We start from the raw sequence: 19295 nt of genomic DNA on the forward strand, positions 1-19295 counted from the left end.
AAGGTTAAAAGACCTCCAACACCCGTTTCGTCCAGCCGAACATTTTTTTTGCCCACGTCCCACCGTTTCGAAGCCCCGCGGTTTCCAATTCATCGACATGTCGTCTGGCATGAAGCAAGAGACCAACCCCGGTCGAGTGGCTGGGATGACCAACGATATCTCGGAGTCCTCCTACCCCTGATGGCAACCCCCGACGTGCCGGCAGATTCAAGACTTTCTCTGCAGCATCCGGCATCCCTTCCAGCAACGACGTACCCCCGGTAATCACGACACCGGCCCCCAACATGCCTTCGTATCCGGCACGCGTAATTTCTCTCCGAACAAGTTCAAACATCTCGTCAACACGTGGCTCCAAGATCTCCGCAATATCCCGTCGTGAAAACGTCCGAGGTGGACGGTCTCCTACCGAAGGCACCTGGACGACTTGATGACCACTCACCAATTCGGTTCTCGAGATGCCATGTTGGGTTTTGATCCTCTCAGCCTCGGTTTGCGACGTCAAGAGACCAATGGCTAGGTCCTTGGTCAAATTCTGGCCACCAATTGGGAGCACCGCCGAATGACGGATACTCCCATCTAAAAAAATGGCGAGGTCCGTCGTTCCACCTCCCAAATCCACCATCACCACACCGAGTTCACGTTCCTCCTGGCTCAGCACCGCTTCACTGGATGCAAGCGGCTGAAGGATGATGTCGACTACGTCCAACCCAGCCCGATTTACACTCTTCACGATATTCTGCGCGGACGTCACCGCTCCGGTGATGACGTGCACATTGACTTCCAGCCGATTTCCAGAGAGGCCCAACGGTTCCCGCACCCCTTCCTGACCATCGACCATGAATTCTCGAGGTAGCACGTGGAGGATCCTTCGCTCTTGCGGGATCACCGCGAGCGTACGGGCGCTTTCTATGGCTCGGTGGATATCTTCTCGAGTCACCTCCGCGCGTTTCAGCGCGACGACCCCTTTGCAGTTTTCTGCCGCGATATGGCTGCCGGCGATGCCGGTGTACACGGAGTTGATCTGAACCGCCGCCATCAACTCTGCTTCTTCGACTGCCTTCTTGATGGATTCAACGGTGCTTTCAATGTCAACCACGACTCCTTTGCGCAAACCACGTGAGGGGCTCATACCGACGCCGATAATGCTGAGACCTCCCGCATCGGTCATCTCTGCGACGATCGCGCAGATCTTCGTCGTCCCGATATCGAGTCCGACTAGGATTTGATCTCGCTTCGGCACCGCAATCACCCTCCTTCCCGTACGATAATTCGATTGTCGTACCGGAGATCCACTTCACTGATACCGCGCCCCGCTCCGTCAAAATTTAGTGATTTCAACGTTGGTTTGACGCGTTGGAACCGTTCCCACTGCTCCTCGACCGATTCTTCCCCAAATCGAAATCGAACGCCCTGGACGAGCGCTACGAGGTTTGTTTGGCTTTCAGCCTGCACCCGCAATCTCCCATCGAAGGTGTGCCCGATGACTCTTGCGAGTTCGATGCCAGACATGATCGAGCGTCGCACCATATCGGTCCCTTTCAGCAACCCCTCGAGATCAACTCCTGTTACCAGCGGAAACTTATCATCATCAGCTTGCCCCAGCTTGGTCAGGATATGGCCCTCTTCATCACTCAGAAAGTTCTGCGACGCCGCCCGGACGATGGCGGCAGGCTTTCGCTCGATCACTGCGATCTTCAACTCATGGAACGGAACCCGCGAAACTTGAACTTCCTTGATCCAGGGGTGAGCTTTGATCTGCTCCTCGACGATGGCAGGCACAACCTGATGGAGCGGCGTCCCTTGTTGAATCTGAGCCAGCTCAATCACCTTCTGTTTATCAAGATGATGCACCCCTTCAACGGTGATCGTGTGGATCTCAAGCAACTCACGGACTATACGACTGGAGTACGTCACGGCCATCGTGATAAGCCACCCCAGTATCACTACACCCGTCACAAGAACCCCGATCCGCACTGCGACCTGTCGCCTGGCCGTCCTCATCCGCCCGATTTTCATCACCGCCTTTTCCCCGGATGGATCCTTCCATTGATTCAGGCGCGGAGCGGCAGGCGCGGCTCGACGTTTTCTAAAAGAGACTCTCATAACACAGATTCCAGTTCGGTACGCTGAGCACATCGAGCAGCACGATCCAGCGCCGACCCTAAGATCCGCTCGACCAAGTCGTCGTACCCGATGCCAGCCTGTGCGGCAGCCATCGGTAGCAGACTCGTTGCGGTCATGCCAGGAACTGTATTGATTTCTAATACATAGGGCTGGCCTCGCGGCGTAATACGAAAGTCCACGCGTGCAGCCCCTTCGCAGCCGAGTATTTCGTAACTTCGGGAGGCCAACTCCTCTATTTTCTGCAACACTTTTGGCGAAAGAGGAGCGGGGCAGAGATACTGGGTCTTACCCTTTTGGTATTTGGCCGAGAAATCATAAAAGCCTTCTGGAGCCACAATTTCTATGGCCGGCAGTACCTGTGCCTTGTTCATGGCCGTCCCAAGGATCGACACAGTCGCCTCGTGTCCAGGGATGTAGCCCTCCACCATCGCTTCAGAATCATAGCGATGAGCCACAGCAAGTGCTTCCTTCCACTGAGTGGCGCGACGCACGATGGTGACGCCGATCGTGGACCCCTGCGACACCGGCTTGACGACAATCGGCAACTGAAGCCTGGCCGTCTTCAGAACCTTTGCCAGCGAAGGCCTCTCCCCTTCATAGATGACCGTTCCAGAAGGAACTGGGATGCCATGTGCGGCCAACAATGTCTTCGTCATCACTTTGTGCATCCCCACAGCACTAGCGCGAACACCTGACCCCGTGTATGGAATCCCGATGGTCTCAAGAAACCCCTGGACCAAGCCGTCTTCGCCCCCCAGCCCGTGAAGCGAGAGAAAGGCAATGGCAATTTCCTGTTCTTTCAAGTCTTGATACAGTCGATCGCCGACGTCGATGGCTACCACATCATATCTTTGACGGAGCAGCGCCTGATGAACGGCTTGGCCCGTCTTCAGGGAAATCTCCCGTTCTGAAGATCGACCTCCCATCAGGACCGCAATGCGTTTTTCCGTCATTCTGCCCATGGATATCAGTATGTCCCTAGGTTACGCCTGGCCCACCAATTTCAGTTCCAGCTCCAACTTCACCCCGGTCTTCCGAGCGACCTGGGCACGAATCTTCTTGATAAGAGCGAGCACATCGGTGGCGCTCGCTCGCCCCTGGTTCACGATAAAGTTGGCATGTTTAGTCGAGACATAGGCATCTCCGACTGAGATACCTTTGAGCCCTGCCGCCTCAACAACCCGTCCCGCTGAATCATTATCGGGATTCTTGAATACACACCCAGCGCTGGGAAGCGTCAGTGGCTGAGTCTCTCGCCGATAGCGTAAATAACCCTTCACGACCTTCTCAATGTCGTCCCGCACTCCCGGCCTCAGTTGGAGCCATACTCCGACCACGATTCCCACCGGCAATGATGCCCGCCGATACTCGAATGAGATCGATTCCGCCGGACAATCCAGCACCTCACCGTTTGTGAGTACAATGCGAACAGCTTTGACAGAATCCTTCATCTCGCCGAGTCTCGTCCCGGCATTCATCACGACGCACCCCGCCACCGTCCCAGGAATCCCCGCAGCCCATTCCAATCCAGCCAACGAGCGACGGATGGCATGGCCAATCAATGTCGGCATCCCGACACCGCCCTCGGCATAGAGCACCGACCCGGATTCCTCCTTGATCGCACGTAGCTTGGCCAAACTGACCACCACACCTCGAATCCCCTTGTCTCGAACCAGGAGATTGGTACCTCCCAACACAAAGAGTGGAAGCTTCTGTTCATGCGTTTGCCTAACCAGCCGAATGACATCCTCGACGTCCACCGGTTCCACCAACACATCGGCTGGGCCGCCTATCCGAAAGGAAGTGTACTCGCTCAGCGGTGCATTGAAGCGAACCCCCCCCCGAAGACCAGCCACAGCGGACCGGATCTTTCGCTGTAATCTCGTATATTGCGCCGTTGTCCCATGCCTGTGAGATGTACGTTTCATGAATCATCACGTAGACTCAAGCCGTGCCAGAATTCCAGTACCAGCTTTCCAAATGTCCCCCGCGCCTAAGGTCAAGACGAGATCTCCTTCACGAAGATGCGGCAAGACTTGATCCGGAAGGGTCTCCTTGCGTTCGATGAATGTCACTGCAGGATGGCCTGCCGCCTTCACCGTCTCAGCAAGCGCAGCTCCGGTCACCCCCGGTAGAGGTTGTTCTCCGGCCGCGTAGATGTCCGTCATGAACAAGACATCGGCATGGTCAAACGCCTGGGCGAAATCCCCAAGACAATCCCTCGTCCTGCTATATCGATGGGGTTGAAACAGAACGACCAATCGACGATCCCAGCCCTGCTTAGCCGCAGCCAGCGTCGCTTTGACCTCCGTAGGATGATGCCCATAGTCATCGACCACCATGATCCCACCAGCTTCGCCTCGCAAATGAAATCGGCGCTCAACACCCGTAAAAGCCGCTAATCCTTTACGAATCAAATCGACCGGGACATCCATCTCCATCCCAATCGCAATGGCAACGAGTGCGTTCGAGACATTGTGAATCCCCGGCACCGTCAACCGGAACGGACCAAGGTTCTTCCCTCGAAAATGTGCACGGAAGTCGGCGCCCCACTGCTTGAGCACAATGTCCGTCGCGAGAAAATCCGGCGCCACTCCATCCCGCTCACGAAGTCCATACGTATAGTAGCGCTTAACAACGTGAGGGAAGAGCGACGCGAGGCGGTCGTCGTCGGCACACAACACCGCAACCCCGTAGAACGGAATTTTATTGATAAACTCGAGGAAACTTTCGTTGATTCGTTCCATCGACCCATAATGATCCAGGTGCTCACGGTCCAAATTCGTCACGGCGACAATGGTGGGAGGAAGACGTAGAAACGACCCGTCACTTTCATCTGCCTCGGCCACCAGGAGGTCGCCCCGACCAAGCCGTGCATGGCTTCCCAGTGCGTTCACCTTGCCACCGATCACCATCGTTGGATCAAGGTCGCCCTGCGCAAGCACGGTGGCCACCATCGACGTCGTAGTCGTTTTACCGTGGGCTCCGGCAATGGCGACTCCGAATTTCAGTCGCATAAGCTCTGCCAGCATTTCTGCCCGCGGGATCACAGGAATTTGCATCGCCTTAGCTTTCACCACCTCAGGGTTGCTTCCGGCTACAGCCGATGAAATGACCACGACCTGCGCCGAACCCACATTCGACTCCTGATGGCCGATGAAGATTCTCCCCCCAAGCTCTTCCAGGCGCCTGGTGGTCTCCGAGGCGTGCAGATCTGACCCCGTCACGGTATACCCCATCGTGAGCAGCACTTCGGCGATGCCGCTCATACCGGCTCCGCCGATTCCAACAAGATGAATTTGTTCGACCTTGCGAAACATTCCCATACGACTTACCCGTTGCCGGCCAGTAGAAGCGCGTGCCCCAAGCGTTGATCCGCCAATCGTCCTACCCTCCGGCCTTTCTAAAAGATTGGTTGATGTCATGATTTACTCCCATGATCGCATAACACTCATCGACGATACGCTCACCGGCGTCAATTCGTCGCATCGCCAAACTTCCACGATGCATACTGTCCCACCGCTTCGAGTCCGTAACGATCGTGTCCACTATCTCGCTCAATCTCGCCCCTGTCAGGTCTGACTGCGGTAGCACGACGGCACCACCAGCTGCTTCCATGGCTCGAGCGTTTTTCATTTGATGATCATAAATGGCCGTGGGTAGCGGAATCAGGATCGCGGGTTTCCCACAAGCCGTCAGCTCAGCGATCGTCATAGCTCCTGCCCGAGCCACCACCACATCCGCAGTCCGCAACACAGTCGGCATGTCATAGAGAAACGAGACCACGTTAGCCGAAATCCCCAGCGCCCTGTACCCTTCTCTGACCCGCTCATAGTCTCCCTCACCGGTTTGGTGTGTGATCGTCAGAGTAGGCACGCGCGCCATAAGTAAAGGCAGCGCTTCCAGAACCGCACTATTGATCGCCTGAGCTCCCTGACTTCCACCAAAGATCAGCAGGTGTCGTCCGTTCCCCTTGACCGTCCCCTGGCTTTCGGATTCCTGCCCGAGGAATTCCCGCCTGATGGGTGTGCCGACAACTTGGGCGTTCCGTCGATCAAAGAACGTAGCCGCCGATTCGAACGCCAAAAAAACCCGTTGTGCGAATGGACCCACCACTTTATTGGCCAAGCCAGGGTATGCATTTGGCTCTAAAATCACTCTGGGAATTCCCATCAGCGCAGCCGCCATCAGCACGGTCGGGCTCGTGTACCCACCGACACCAATCACCAGATCAGCCCGCCGCCGTCTCAGGACTTGCCATGATTGCCAGATTCCGACTGGAAGCGACAGCATAGCCTGAACAACATCGAGTAATCCCTTCCCCATCACCGGTTTGGCCGTAATCAAAGCCAGCTCAAATCCTTCATGTGCGAGCACCCGAGACTCAACACCTCGACTCGTACCAATAAAGAGAATTTTCGTTGAAGAGTCCCGTCGCAGAAATTCTCTCGCCAGGGCAATGGCCGGATAAAGATGGCCCCCTGTGCCTCCTGCGGCAATAATGATTGTCATCGGTCACGTGCCCACCCATGCCCACTCCGATGTTCCATCTCCCCTCGGCCCGCATGGCGATCCCTGGAGATGCTCAACAGCATTCCCACGCCAGCCAAGCTGACAACAAGAGAGGACCCTCCATAACTGACGAATGGCAACGTAAGTCCTTTTGTCGGTACGAGCCCGGTCACCACGCAGGCGTTGATTAACGCCTGAACCCCGATCAATGTCGTGATGCCGATTCCCAAATACCGCCCAAATGGAACCCGCGCGCGCGTCGAAATCTGAAACCCTCTGACCATGAAGAGCACAAATAACAGGATAATGACGCCGGTACCGACGAACCCCAGCTCTTCGCCGATGAGCGCCAAGACGAAATCCGTGTGTGCTTCCGGAAGAAAATACAGTTTCTGTTTCCCTTCGCCCAATCCTACGCCAAAGAGGCCGCCACTGCCGAACGCCAGAAATGATTGAGTGATCTGAAACCCTGTATCGGATGCATCGTTCCATGGCTGCAAGAACGCCATGAGTCGTTGGCGGCGATACTCGGTGGACAAGACAAGCGCCAGCCCAATCGGCACCGCACAGAGCACCATGGTCGACAGATGTGACAGACTTGCGCCACCCACGAAGAGGAGGCTGCCCGTGACCAACCCCAGCACCACGACCGTCCCCAAATCCGGCTCCATCAGAACTAATCCGCTGAGGAATCCGACCACAAGCAGTGCCGGGAGCAGCCCGGCCTGAAAGTCTTGAATGCGGCGTTCTTTTTTTGTCAGATACGCGGCAAGATAGATCACCAGCCCCAGCTTCAACATTTCGGCAGGTTGAATTGATATCGGCCCAACCCCTAACCACCGCCTGGCTCCATTGGCTGCTATCCCCAACGAGGGAATCAGGACCATGGCTAGGAGTGTCGTCATGCCCCCAAGCAGCGGAAGGGACACCCGTTTCCACCAAACATAGTCGATACGAGACAGTACATGGAGAAGACTCAACCCCACCATCAACCAGACGCACTGCCGTTTGAGGTAGTACCAGGAATCGTGATACCGATTTCCTGCCAGCACCGCGCTCGCACTGAACACCATAATGAGGCCGACGATCGTCAGCATCACCGTTACACATAACAAGACCTGATCCATGCCGACCCGCGGAGCATCCCGCGAGCCCTTCGTATCCCAAGGTAGAGCCAAGCTCCCAGCCGCTTTCTGTGGCATCACCCAGTGTCAATGCTCCTCTGCGTTGTCGGCCGTCAGGCCGGCAAGGATTGCACCGCACCCTTAAATTGCCTCCCACGATCTTGATAGTCGGCAAACATATCGAAGCTCGCGCAGGCCGGTGACATCAATACAACATCACCCGCGCTTGCGCTTGAAGCCGCTAGCTCGACTGCCTCTTGGAGGCTCTTCGGTCGATCAATGGCTTGATAACCTTGCATTGCATCAGCAATTAACGACGCAGCTTCTCCGATTAATAGGAGGCGTTTGACTCGCTGCTTGATTGCAGGAGCCAACCGAGAAAAATCTCCACCCTTATCGCGTCCACCTGCAATCAGCCAAATTGGCTGATTAATACTGTGCAGTGCCTTCAACGTGGCATCGACATTGGTTCCTTTCGAATCGTTGATAAAGCGAACACCTTGCCGGTCACGAACCACCTCCAAGGCATGCTCCAAGCCTGGAAATTCCCGGAAGACGTGACGCACTGCGTCAAGAGGACACCCACTCAGCAGTGCATAAGTGGCCGCCGCCATGGCATTCTCGACATTGTGATCACCAATGATCATGAGTTCGCGACGAGGACAGATCTCCTGTGTCTGACCATCAATGGCCGTCATGATGCGACCATGTTCGAGATAGGTTCCTCCTGCCAAGTCCGGGGGCAATGGTGGGCACCTCGTAAATCCGAACGTTCGAGCCTTCACACCATGCCGTAGTGCACCGACTCGTGGATCATCGATATTAAAGAGAGCAACATCTGATGATGTTTGATTCTCAAAAATTCTATTTTTTGCAGCGATATACTCTGCGATGGACTCATACCGATCCTGATGATCCACCGTCACATTAAGGATTGCGGCAATCCAGGGATGAAACTGCTCGACCGTCTCAAGCTGAAAACTGGAAACTTCCACGACGGCAGCGTCGTACGGGCAAGCTCGTCTCTCCTGCATCGCTTGTAACGACTGGATAGCGGCTTCACTAAAGGCGGTTCCAAGATTGCCTCCAACAAATACCCGCTTCCCGCTAGCCTGTAACATTTTCCCAATCATCGTGACCGTGGTGCTTTTCCCATTGGTGCCGGTCAGTGCCAGAATCGGAACGGGCATGAATCTGGACGCAAGGTCAAGCTCGCTGATCACCTTCACGCCTCGACGACGGACGCGCTCCAGCGCTTCCATCCGATAGGGCACGCCCGGACTAATAACCACCAACTCTGCCGTCGTCAGAGCCGTTTCATAACCGCTTCCCAGCACCACCTCAATCTCCAACTTCTCGATGGTATTGACGACGCCAAGCAATTCTGTTCGATCTTTCCGATCGGCAACGGTCACGACCGCACCGGCTGCCTGCAGGAGATGAGCGGCAGCCACTCCGCTCCGTGCTAGGCCGACGACAGCCACCCGCTTCCCTTCAAGCTGTTTCGTGTCTACTCCCACCATATAGAACTACCTTAACTTGAGCGTGCTCAGACTTAATAGCGCCAGTAAAATCGCGATGATCCAGAGACGGACGACCACCTTTGGCTCTTCCCAGCCTTTCATCTCAAAGTGATGGTGTATCGGCGCCATGAGAAAGATCCGCTTGCCCCGAGACTTGAATGAAACGACTTGAAAAATCACCGACACGGCCTCGATGACAAAGACCCCGCCGACCATCAGCAGGAGCAACTCATGCTTACTGATCACCGCCACCGTCCCCAGTGCCGCCCCAAGCGGGAGAGACCCGACGTCTCCCATAAATACTGAGGCGGGATAGGTATTGAACCACAGAAAGCCGAGACTAGATCCCAAGATCGCGGCAGTAAAAACAGCCAACTCTCCGGCTCCTTCGATATGGGGAATCAGCAGATACTCGGACATCAACCGGTGCCCGGTCACATAGGCGACGACGGTGTAAGCTAGCGCCGTGATCATAATCGGCCCAATGGCCAACCCATCGAGACCATCCGTAAGATTCACGGCATTGGAACTACCGACGATGACAATGATGGCAAACACAACGTAAAACCAGCCCAAGTCCGGCGTAAAACTTTTAAAGAACGGCACGCTGAGCTTCGTGTTGTACTCCGGCAAACAATAGAGTACCACTGCGACAATGAGCGCCACCGCAATCTGGGCGGAAAATTTTTGCGACGCAGAGAGTCCCTTCGATCGAGCCTTGATAAACTTGAGATAATCGTCGACAAACCCGATCGCACAAAACCCAAGCGTCGCGCCGAGTACCAGCCAGATATGAGGGCGTGAGATATCCGCCCACAGCAACGTAGACATCGTCACCGCAAAGATAATCAGGATGCCGCCCATCGTCGGGGTTCCGCTTTTGGCAAGATGCCGCTTCGGTCCGTCATCCCGTACCTGCTGACCCAACTTGATTTCTTGAAGCTTTCTGATTACCCACGGGGCCAGCACAAACGCGATCAGAAAGGCAGTGACCGCCGCATAGATAATACGAAAGCTCTGGTACCGAAAAACGTTCAGGAAAGAGAATTGTGTATGAAATGGATAGAGCCAGATATACAGCATGGTGTCCGTGAGCCCTACGAAGCTTTCTTTGGCACACTCCCGTGCCCCTGAAGTGCGTCTGCCACAAGTTCTAATTTCATACCGCGTGATGCTTTGATCAACACCACATCTCCAGGCTTGGCAATACCCTTTATCGCGTTAGCAGCACCATGGGCATCCGAGACTTTCATAATGCAGGATGGATCTTGCCCTGCAGCCCTTGCACCCTTAGCAAGGTGTTGCGCCAAGGGTCCACAGGCGACAAGCTGATCGATCTGGTGCCGTGCGACGAATTCACCAACGTCCTCATGCATCCGAGCGGCATTCGGACCAAGCTCGAGCATATCCCCCAATACGGCAATCTTCTTTCCCTTGGCCTTGACCTGGGCTAAGAGCTGGACAGCTGCAGTCATGGATGCCGGGTTGGCGTTATAGCAGTCAATGATCAGCTTGACGCCACGATATACAGAGACCTGAGACCTCATGGCAGCCGGTCGAAATTTCGAGAGCCCTTGAGCGATTGCTGATCCTGATAACCCCAGGACTGTGCCCACCGCTGCCGCTGCCAGCGCATTAGCGACATTATGTTCTCCTTGGACCCGGATATGAACAGCAGTACGACGTACATGTCCTGGAAGCAGGAGATAAAAGATCGTTCCATTGCGTTTATCCGTTGTGACATCCATTGCACGAACATCGGCCTTCGCTGACAGCCCAAAGGACACCACGCGGCATCGGGCTCGTGCTGCAAGATAGTCATAGTAGGAGTCATCGGCATTCAGGATTGCGGTTCCATTTTTTGGAAGACAATCAAGCAACTCCGCTTTCGCTTGAGCAGAAACGTCCATGGACCCAAAAAACTCAAGATGATCCGGTCCGATGTTCGTAATGATGCCAATTGTCGGGTCAGCTATCTCACACAACCTGGTCGTCTGCCCGACATTGTCCACTCCCATCTCGATGACCGCTCCTTGATGCTGTGCATTGAGGCGGAACATCGTTTGAGGAACCCCCAACCGATTGTTGAGATTGCCCTCTGTCTTGAGGATCTTCCAACGATACGCCATGACACTCGCCACCATTTCCTTGGTCGTCGTCTTGCCGTTACTGCCCGTAACGGCGACGACCGGAATGTGGAAACGACGTCGAACATACGCGGCCAACTGCTGGTAGGCATACAGTGGGTCAGGAACACCAAGAATCACCGGCCCTATTCGCCTGGAGAGAGGGTTTCCAACACAGAGTGAGACGTCATATGAGTCGCACACGATCGCCCCAACTGCGCCTCGCGCGAGCGCCGTTTTAATAAAATCATGTCCGTCGAATCGCTCGCCTCGTATCGCGACGAAGAGATCTCCTAGACGAAGGGATCGAGTATCAAGACAGATACGCCGGACACGTTGTTTTCCCCAGTCGGCTCCGTCTCCGCGTAAGACTCGCCCTCCGATCACCTCCCGCACCTCTTCGCCGGAAAAGAGTGTCATGGCTGCACTTCCCCGCAGCGACCAATTTCTTCTGGCCTGTGTTAAGCGTGAAATTTGAGTCTTTCAATCGCATCGCGCGCCACTTCGCGATCGTCGAAGTGATGCTTCGTTGTGCCGATGATCTGATAATCCTCATGTCCCTTTCCGGCAATCAGGACGATATCCGCTGCTTGCGCTTCTCGTACGGCCGTCTCAATTGCTTCCCGCCGATCAGCGATCTTGCGATACTGCACGTGAGGCCGTTGTTGCAAGGCCTTTACCACCCCTTGCTCCACTTGCTCTAGAATCGCGTACGGATCTTCCGTTCTTGGATTGTCCGAGGTAAGAATCACGACATCACTGGAACGCACAGCTGCTTCCCCCATCTTTGGCCGCTTCCCCCGATCACGATCCCCGCCACAGCCAAATACCGTGATGATTCGTCCTGCCTTCACGACTTCGGCCGCCAGCAGCAGTCGATTCAATGCATCCTCAGTGTGAGCATAATCGACCACAACCGTGAACGGTTGGCCCATCATCACTCGCTCGAACCGTCCAGGCACATTCGTGACTCGAGTGACGGCGTGATGAATTTGATCAGGCGTTGCCCCTTCATGAAGGGCAACCCCAATGGCCGCCAGCAGATTGTAAACGTTGTGTTCGCCCACAAGGTGACTCTCGATTCGAAAATTCCCCAATGGAGTCACTGCGGTAAACTCCGTCCCTTGAAGGGAAAGCCGTACATCTTCCGCACGTAGGTCCGCTTTGGCCTTGAGGGCATAGGTCCACACTGGCACGGAACAACTCTCAACGATACGTGGGCCATAGGAATCATCAATATTGACGATCGCCCGTTTATTCGCTTTATGGCCATTAGCCAGTCCGGTAAACAGTCCCAACTTTGCCTGAAAGTAGGCTTCCATCGTCCCGTGAAAATCGAGATGGTCCTGTGTCAGATTGGAAAAAACCGCTACATCATATTCACACCCACTCGTACGATCCTGAGCCAAGGCATGTGAGGAAACTTCCATCACAGCCGCCGTGCATCCGTAAGTCACCATACGTGCGAGCAACCTCTGGAGCTCAAGCGCTCCCGGAGTCGTATGTGCCGCAGGAGTAACGGTGTCCCCAATTTGATAGGCAACCGTACCGATCACCCCCACCCGAGCACTGATCGCTTCCAAGAATGCTTTGCAGACATATGTTGTCGTGGTCTTCCCGTTCGTTCCCGTCACGCCAACCATCCGCAACCGCGACGATGGATCTCCATAGAACCGGCTCCCCAGAAAGCCCAACGCCCTTCGCGAGTCCTCAACGCAGACAAAAGGGATCGTTCCTGTCTCCATTGAGTGTTGTGCAACCACACCCCCGGCACCTCTGCTCAGCGCCATCGGCACAAATTGATGCCCATCCACCCGCTCACCTTTCACCGCCACAAACAAACTCCCATTTGAAACCGTACGGGAGTCGTCCGTGATCTCCTTCACAGCCATACCGAGATCGCCTCGACGTTCAAGAATTGGCACGCGCCCCTCAAGTGCTTGGAGCATGGTGGCAAAGGTCATCGAGGTTTCCTAGTATAATCAGGTTTACTACCGTGCCATGGCCAGCGTAACTGGCTCGTGCGATCCCACGCCTAAGTAGTTCAGCACCTGCTCACCGACGCGGCTAAAGACAGGAGCGGCCACCGTCCCGCCCCACGCATCGCCCTGAGGTTCATCGATCACCACGATCATCGCCAGCCGCGGATTGTCCGCAGGGACATACCCTGCGAACGATGTCACAAACCGAGAAACCGAGTAGCTACCCGTTCGAGGGTCAATCTTTTGGGCTGTGCCCGTCTTCCCGGCCACGCGAAATCCCGGGATGGCCGCCTTTCCCCCTGTTCCATCTGTGACGACTCCCTCTAAAATCTTTGTGACCGTATGGGCGGTTTCTAGCGACACCACTCGTCGTCTCACCTGAGGAGATACTCGTTTAAGAAGATGCCCCTCGGGACCTCGAATCTCAGAAACCACGTAGGGCTTCATCAGTACCCCTTCGTTTGCCAAAGCTGCTATTGCAGAGACCATCTGAAGTGGCGTAACGCCTATTTCCTGTCCCATTGAAATCGAGGCAACAGAACGCCGCCCCCAGTCCTTCGGACGCTTGACCAGCCCTGCGCCTTCCCCGGGAAGATCGATCTCAGTCTTTTGCCCAAACCCGAACGTCTGAAGATACCGATAAAGCCGCTGCTCTCCCAAGGCCATGCCGGTCTTCGCCGCACCAATATTGCTGGACTTCTGTATGACCTGTGAAAAGGAGACCCAGCCCAGTTTTTCATGATCATGAATGACCGTGTTGGCGATAGTCATACGACCATGCTCTCCAAAAACCATCGTGTTCGGCTTCACCACATGCTCTTCAATGGCCGCAGCCGCCACCACAGCCTTCAGTGTTGACCCCGGCTCGTACGCATCTGCGAGAGCCTTGTTTCGCCATCGATCAGGGCTCAGATTAGAAACGACATTTGGATCAAATCGGGGGCTCACCGCCATGGCCAACACAGCCCCGGTCTGGGGGTCTAAAACAATCATCGTACCTGACTTTGCCTGAGCGCGCATTACGGCATCCTCAAGCTCTCTCTCCGTAATGTACTGAATAACCTCATCGATCGTGAGCGCGAGATTATGCCCCGGCGTGGGATTGCGTTCCGTCAGATCGGTTGGAAACACCGAACGCCCCAACGCGTCACGTTGGAGAACCATCATTCGCTTTTCACCGCGCAAGTATGATTCATACCGATGCTCAACGCCTTCCAGCCCCTCCCCATCCATGCCAGCAAAACCCAGCACATGCGACAGAAATGGCCCCTTGGGGTAGAACCGGCGTCCCTCCATTACAACCCCGACCCCATCGAGGGATAGCCGCTCCAAACGTCGCCCTTGCTCAGGATCTAACTTTCGAGCCAACCACACAAAACTCCGCGCCTGTCGAAGCTTGCGCTCCAACTCATCGCTCCGAACTTGCAAGACAGGAGCAAGCACCCGAGCAGTTTTCGTCGGACTGTCCAATGTAGTCGGAACCCCAAACGCGGACGGCACTTCAACATTCATCGCCAAGACCTTACCGTGCCTATCGACAATCGTACCGCGCGCTCCCTCCAGAGATACCGTCTTTCGATGTTGTCGATCCGCCTTGACCGACAGTTCAGCAGCTTGCCAGACCTGCAACGTCACCAGGCGGAACAGAACCACCCCAAATCCACTCAGTAGCAGCAACAGCAAGATATAGTGACGACCGCTAGGAACAAAACCCGCCACTAGTACCTCCTAGCCAGAAGATCATTCTTCGCGACTCGAACTTCTACCGGCGACACATCAGCGACCGCCACCGGCTGCATACTGCCCGGCCTGAACTGAACCAATATGACCTGTCCCTGCTGCGGCAGACTCATTCCAAGCTCTTTGGTCGCCACCCGTGCGATCCGACCGGACGCACTCAAGGTGGAAAACTGCACCTTTAATTCATCACGTTGTCGCTCCAGCGTAGTTTTATCGCGCTTCAGCCGTTCGATCTGATACCCAACCCGAACCATATCGACGCGTTCCCACACGAACACGAACACCAGACACAGCCCAAGAAGAACAGCCAAGATTTTCATGACAGCTCCTGCTTCGGTTGACGTTCAGCAACTCGCAATTTGGCACTTCGTGATCGTGGATTCCGCTCACACTCTTCCCTGGACGGAATGAGTGGCTTCTTCGTGCACAGGGAGAGTTGTGCGTGATGTCCCTGTGCGAGTGACCGGAACGTGTGCTTGACCATACGGTCTTCAAGAGAATGAAAAGAAATCGCGCAGATCCTCCCCCCCTCCGACAGAACGTCGGTCGCATCTCGAAGTGACGGCTCAATGCTATCAAGCTCTTGGTTCACGGCAATGCGAATCGCCTGAAATGTGCGCGTCGCGCAATGAATCCGGCCGTGTCGATACGACGCCGGCACCGAACGCACGACGATTGCAGCCAACGCCCCTGTCGTCTCAATCCGACAACGCTGTCGTTCCTGCACAATGGCCCGAGCAATCCGCCGCGCATACCGCTCCTCTCCAAACTGGTAGATAATATCCGCAAGCACGGATTCGGAGCTGGCGTTCACCACCTCGGTGGCAGTGAGACCGATCGACTGGTCCATACGCATATCGAGGGGGCCATCCTGCTGAAAACTAAATCCTCTTGCAGCATCGTCGATCTGCGGAGAGGAAACCCCAAAATCAAAAATCACCCCTCCAACGGTGGAAACTCCCGCATCTGCCAGATGCTGCTTTAAATCTCGATGGTTCCCCTGGCGCAACACGACATGATCTCCAAACCGACTCAACCGCTGTCGACTAAACTCAATCGCGTCCAGATCGCGATCCAACCCTATGACTTTCGTTCCAGGTTGACCAGACTCCAAGAGCAATTCGGCATGTCCACCGTATCCCACCGTACAATCCAAAATGGTGATTGGCCGATTTGGAATGAGCCACTCACAGACCTCATTCCCAAACACTGATATGTGCGGAATTTCACAGTTAATCTTTTCCACCCACTATCCACCACTTTTACCCATTACTTGGGGAAGTATACTCTCGCATTTCTAGTTGTCAACTGCATTTCAACGACTTACAGCTCGTTGGACCTGTAGATAACGTGCAGGATGGCACATGTCATGAGGGCTAATTCTTCTGTTCTATAGGTCTAAGTGGCTAGATCATTTGCTTTTTTTAATTAGTCTCCCTACTTCACCTTGTCCAACTCTTTAAGTTTCATTGACTTCCCCAACCATGAATTAGAGAATGATGTCATGTGGAAAACTACCCCCACTTATTTCCTTACAGGTCTTTCCCTCCTAGTTGCCGCCGTCTTTTTGATCGGGGAGCAACCCCTGGCAAAAGACTTTAATCCTGACAATCCACTCAATCCACCGGCGCCGGTTTTTTGGTGTCCCGACAAGACACCCGACCAGCAGATTACGACTGGCAAGAACTCCGGCTGCAAACCCCTCTATGACCAGCAGGCCATGGAATCGTTCCAAGAGTCCGCACGGAATCGAGGATTTGACCTTCCGGAGCGTGATCCGATCAAAATCGTTGATTTACAAAATGCTGCTTCGAAGTTTTCTGATCGCTATCGGACGTTTGTATCCTGCTGCCTCACGGACAGTGACGCACCTGGGGATATCGTGGACCTTATCGATGAAGCAAACCATATCCTCAAAGCAGTCCAGCAAAAAGGCATCTATAATTCGTCCGGGTTTGGGAAGGGACAGGGAGCCACCACCGCAGGTCCAGGGAATGGCACGGGAAATGGCGGCCTAGGCGGTGGGCCTGGAGTTGCTCCAAAACTTGGGACGTTTGCACGGCAATTCACGCTCAGTGAAATCGTGGGAACCGTTGCGCGTGCCCGTGAGGATCTGCTTCGCCTAAACGACCGCCTGGACATGTTGAATAAAGCTCAGGAGAACCTCAAAGAGGTTGACTATGAAAGCAGCGGGCGTGCCCGATTACAGATTCAGGAGGAGGAGGAAGCGATCAAGAGGGAGTTCCAGACAAAAAAGCCACCCTCCGCCGCACCAACAGGCATGGCTATTCAGGACACCACCTTGCGATCACGAATCGGTGGAGACATTGAAGACACCAGACTGAACGCCAACTTCGGTGCAGACATCGGCGCCTCGGTTTCTCCTTACAGCAATGTGAATGAATCACTTCGCCCTCGTCGAGGGGAGACTATTCACGACAGCCAAATCCCTCATCGACCGGGTACAGATATTCAAGACTCCACCATGTCGAGCAGCACAGGCTTCGAGGTGGATCGCTCACAAAATCGCGAAGGATCCTCCTCAGTTCCTCGGCGGGGAGTCGGAGCCGCAATAGGGGATTCTGATTTAAACAACCAGCGTCGATAGAGTTTCTCCCACTATCCTCTGACCGGTAACATGGGCTCCCACGTCTCACCTGCATCCCGACTCCGATAGAGGCCACTCCCGTTGGTGCCGGCATAGAACACTCGAGGATCGATGTCGCTCTGCGCAATCGTTCTGACATTGGTGGTCGCCAATCCCTTATTGATCAATTTCCACGACGCCCCTCCATCGTCACTTCGATGGACTCCATCACGCCCCGTGATATAGAGCACACCCCGCCGGGTTCGATCCAGCACCATTCCCACGATCATTTGATCCGTGAGCGATTCCCCTATTCTCTTCCAAGACTTGGCTCCATCAGTCGTTTTGTACATTCCAGCCAACGTGGCCGCATACACAACATCAGGCTCATAGGGATCGACCAGTATCGCCGTCACGTTCAAGGCTCTTGACGTCTTCACCATATCTGGCGGAATGAGTCCATTGTTCACCTTTTCCCAATGGCCGGCCTGATCAGTAGACTTATATACGCCACCGCTCGTTCCCGCGTACAGAATCGACGGACGCGTGGGGTCCATCCCAAGCGTCACGACCATGAGCACTTCTTTCATCCCCTCCATCTTTTTTGTCCACTGTTCGCCACCGTTCTTCGTTTCAAACACACCCATCGTCGTGGCGATAAAGATATGCTGGGCATCGGCAGGATCAAAGAGAAACTGATTCACCACAGAGCTGATGGTTGCATCATCAAGCCCTGAACGCATCGAAGCCCAACGCTGCCCCCCATCATGGCTCTTGTAGACAGCGTCACCCTTCGTCCCAGCGTAAACCGTTGCAGGATACGCCGGGTCAATCGCCATGGCGATGACGCGGGAATGACTCATCCCTTGCGAGAGATTCGTCCAGACCTGGCCACCGTCGCGGGTCTTATAGATATAATCATTAGTCGCAACGTAGATGATGTCGGGGTTCTTCGGATGGAGCTGAATGAGAACGATGGGATCGCTACGATTGCAACCAGCGAGAGAGGTTGCAATAAAGAGAAGTGCGAGCAGAATCTTCATGAGATTGCCACAAGCGCCACACCGCTCACCTATAGTTTGTAAACTGCAGATCGATTCCGAAGTCTCTGCCTTTCAAGAAGGCAATCGCCGATTGGAGGTCATCCTTGCTCTTCCCCAGCACCCGGACCTGTTCGCCTTGAATCTGAGCTTGGACTTTCAATTTTGAATCTTTCACCGCTTTAGTAATTTCCTTCGCTTTATCCGAGGCCAGTCCACTCTGGATCTTCGCAACTTGCCGCACCGTCCCGCTGAGCGCCGGCTCAACTTCACCGTAATCAAAGGCCTTCAACGACACTCCTCGCTTCACGCACTTCGCCTTGATGATCTCGTGTACTGCCTTGAGCTTGTACTCATCATCGGACACCATCACCAACTCCTTTTCCTTCTCATTCAAGGTGATCTCCGTCTTGGAGTCCTTAAAGTCAAAGCGCTGCTTGATCTCCTTCGTCGCCTGGTCCAGTGCGTTCTTCAGCTCCTGCATATTCACTTCTGATACAACATCGAATGAAAACTGATCAGCCACGATCTCCTCCT

The 19295-nt window shown here is 54.7% G+C and carries 17 protein-coding genes; 1 reads left to right on the plus strand and 16 read right to left on the minus strand.

Translation table 11 applies throughout. The features are described from left to right. Positions 1-4: 4 nt before the first annotated feature. From ftsA to rsmH, 14 genes are all read right to left on the minus strand, one after another. Entirely contained in the window at positions 5-1246 is a 1242-nt protein-coding gene (ftsA, locus tag ACMTNU_RS03010) for a cell division protein FtsA (RefSeq protein WP_413933903.1), read from the minus strand. Continuing rightward, a complete protein-coding gene (locus ACMTNU_RS03015) occupies positions 1246-2103 on the minus strand; it encodes a cell division protein FtsQ/DivIB (RefSeq protein WP_413933713.1) in 858 nt (285 codons plus the stop codon). Before ACMTNU_RS03015 ends, ftsA begins: the two co-directional genes overlap by 1 nt. Next, positions 2100-3086 (minus strand): D-alanine--D-alanine ligase, encoded by a 987-nt coding sequence (locus ACMTNU_RS03020; RefSeq protein ID WP_413933714.1) that lies wholly within the window; start codon positions 3084-3086, stop codon positions 2100-2102. The genes ACMTNU_RS03015 and ACMTNU_RS03020 overlap by 4 nt, the downstream gene beginning before the upstream one ends. A gap of 21 nt (positions 3087-3107) precedes the next feature. Beyond that, entirely contained in the window at positions 3108-4052 is a 945-nt protein-coding gene (murB, locus tag ACMTNU_RS03025) for a UDP-N-acetylmuramate dehydrogenase (RefSeq protein ID WP_413933715.1), read from the minus strand. 6 nt (positions 4053-4058) lie between these two features. Beyond that, positions 4059-5444, minus strand: coding sequence for a UDP-N-acetylmuramate--L-alanine ligase (murC, locus tag ACMTNU_RS03030; RefSeq protein ID WP_413933904.1), 1386 nt, complete (start codon positions 5442-5444; stop codon positions 4059-4061). A 67-nt stretch (positions 5445-5511) separates the two neighbouring features. Beyond that, on the minus strand, positions 5512-6636 hold the full coding sequence (gene murG, locus ACMTNU_RS03035) for an undecaprenyldiphospho-muramoylpentapeptide beta-N-acetylglucosaminyltransferase (protein ID WP_413933716.1): 1125 nt from the start codon (positions 6634-6636) through the stop codon (positions 5512-5514). After that, positions 6633-7838, minus strand: coding sequence for a putative lipid II flippase FtsW (gene ftsW, locus ACMTNU_RS03040; RefSeq protein ID WP_413933717.1), 1206 nt, complete (start codon positions 7836-7838; stop codon positions 6633-6635). Before ftsW ends, murG begins: the two co-directional genes overlap by 4 nt. A 35-nt stretch (positions 7839-7873) precedes the next feature. Beyond that, positions 7874-9283: a UDP-N-acetylmuramoyl-L-alanine--D-glutamate ligase gene (murD, locus tag ACMTNU_RS03045; RefSeq protein WP_413933718.1), complete on the minus strand. Its 1410-nt coding sequence runs from the start codon at positions 9281-9283 to the stop codon at positions 7874-7876. Positions 9284-9289: 6 nt separating this feature from the next. Next, the gene (mraY, locus tag ACMTNU_RS03050; RefSeq protein ID WP_413933719.1) at positions 9290-10366 is read right to left on the minus strand and encodes a phospho-N-acetylmuramoyl-pentapeptide-transferase; all 1077 of its coding nucleotides are present in this window, start codon (positions 10364-10366) and stop codon (positions 9290-9292) included. A gap of 14 nt (positions 10367-10380) precedes the next feature. Continuing rightward, entirely contained in the window at positions 10381-11829 is a 1449-nt protein-coding gene (locus tag ACMTNU_RS03055; protein ID WP_413933720.1) for a UDP-N-acetylmuramoyl-tripeptide--D-alanyl-D-alanine ligase, read from the minus strand. 41 nt (positions 11830-11870) lie between these two features. Further along, positions 11871-13373, minus strand: a complete 1503-nt coding sequence (locus ACMTNU_RS03060; protein WP_413933721.1) for a UDP-N-acetylmuramoyl-L-alanyl-D-glutamate--2,6-diaminopimelate ligase — start codon at positions 13371-13373, stop codon at positions 11871-11873. 27 nt (positions 13374-13400) lie between these two features. Then, on the minus strand, positions 13401-15110 hold the full coding sequence (locus ACMTNU_RS03065; RefSeq protein WP_413933722.1) for a peptidoglycan D,D-transpeptidase FtsI family protein: 1710 nt from the start codon (positions 15108-15110) through the stop codon (positions 13401-13403). Then, positions 15110-15451, minus strand: coding sequence for a cell division protein FtsL (ftsL, locus tag ACMTNU_RS03070; RefSeq protein WP_413933723.1), 342 nt, complete (start codon positions 15449-15451; stop codon positions 15110-15112). The genes ACMTNU_RS03065 and ftsL overlap by 1 nt, the downstream gene beginning before the upstream one ends. Continuing rightward, positions 15448-16368, minus strand: coding sequence for a 16S rRNA (cytosine(1402)-N(4))-methyltransferase RsmH (gene rsmH / locus ACMTNU_RS03075; protein ID WP_413933905.1), 921 nt, complete (start codon positions 16366-16368; stop codon positions 15448-15450). Before rsmH ends, ftsL begins: the two co-directional genes overlap by 4 nt. A 267-nt stretch (positions 16369-16635) precedes the next feature. On the opposite strand from rsmH, the gene ACMTNU_RS03080 reads away from it, so the two are divergent. Continuing rightward, complete coding sequence (locus tag ACMTNU_RS03080) at positions 16636-17739, plus strand: hypothetical protein (RefSeq protein ID WP_413933724.1); 1104 nt, start codon at positions 16636-16638, stop codon at positions 17737-17739. 11 nt (positions 17740-17750) lie between these two features. Here ACMTNU_RS03080 and ACMTNU_RS03085 read toward each other — a convergent pair whose 3' ends face one another. Next, positions 17751-18761 (minus strand): WD40/YVTN/BNR-like repeat-containing protein, encoded by a 1011-nt coding sequence (locus tag ACMTNU_RS03085; protein ID WP_413933725.1) that lies wholly within the window; start codon positions 18759-18761, stop codon positions 17751-17753. Positions 18762-18786: 25 nt separating this feature from the next. Further along, positions 18787-19284, minus strand: a complete 498-nt coding sequence (locus tag ACMTNU_RS03090) for a YajQ family cyclic di-GMP-binding protein (protein ID WP_413933726.1) — start codon at positions 19282-19284, stop codon at positions 18787-18789. Positions 19285-19295: the final 11 nt, after the last annotated feature.

This window comes from Nitrospira sp. BLG_1 (assembly GCF_047338595.1).
Classification (GTDB): domain Bacteria; phylum Nitrospirota; class Nitrospiria; order Nitrospirales; family Nitrospiraceae; genus Nitrospira_D.

Bases quoted from the DNA above. Each gene is read 5' to 3' on its own strand.
- ACMTNU_RS03015 (WP_413933713.1), bottom strand. From the start codon at position 2,103: ATGAGAGTCTCTTTTAGAAAACGTCGAGCCGCGCCTGCCGCTCCGCGC.
- ACMTNU_RS03020 (WP_413933714.1), bottom strand. From the start codon at position 3,086: ATGGGCAGAATGACGGAAAAACGCATTGCGGTCCTGATGGGAGGTCGA.
- murB (WP_413933715.1), bottom strand. From the start codon at position 4,052: ATGAAACGTACATCTCACAGGCATGGGACAACGGCGCAATATACGAGA.
- murC (WP_413933904.1), bottom strand. From the start codon at position 5,444: ATGTTTCGCAAGGTCGAACAAATTCATCTTGTTGGAATCGGCGGAGCC.
- murG (WP_413933716.1), bottom strand. From the start codon at position 6,636: ATGACAATCATTATTGCCGCAGGAGGCACAGGGGGCCATCTTTATCCG.
- ftsW (WP_413933717.1), bottom strand. From the start codon at position 7,838: ATGCCACAGAAAGCGGCTGGGAGCTTGGCTCTACCTTGGGATACGAAG.
- murD (WP_413933718.1), bottom strand. From the start codon at position 9,283: ATGGTGGGAGTAGACACGAAACAGCTTGAAGGGAAGCGGGTGGCTGTC.
- mraY (WP_413933719.1), bottom strand. From the start codon at position 10,366: ATGCTGTATATCTGGCTCTATCCATTTCATACACAATTCTCTTTCCTG.
- ACMTNU_RS03055 (WP_413933720.1), bottom strand. From the start codon at position 11,829: ATGACACTCTTTTCCGGCGAAGAGGTGCGGGAGGTGATCGGAGGGCGA.
- ACMTNU_RS03060 (WP_413933721.1), bottom strand. From the start codon at position 13,373: ATGACCTTTGCCACCATGCTCCAAGCACTTGAGGGGCGCGTGCCAATT.
- ftsL (WP_413933723.1), bottom strand. From the start codon at position 15,451: ATGAAAATCTTGGCTGTTCTTCTTGGGCTGTGTCTGGTGTTCGTGTTC.
- ACMTNU_RS03080 (WP_413933724.1), top strand. From the start codon at position 16,636: ATGTGGAAAACTACCCCCACTTATTTCCTTACAGGTCTTTCCCTCCTA.
- ACMTNU_RS03085 (WP_413933725.1), bottom strand. From the start codon at position 18,761: ATGAAGATTCTGCTCGCACTTCTCTTTATTGCAACCTCTCTCGCTGGT.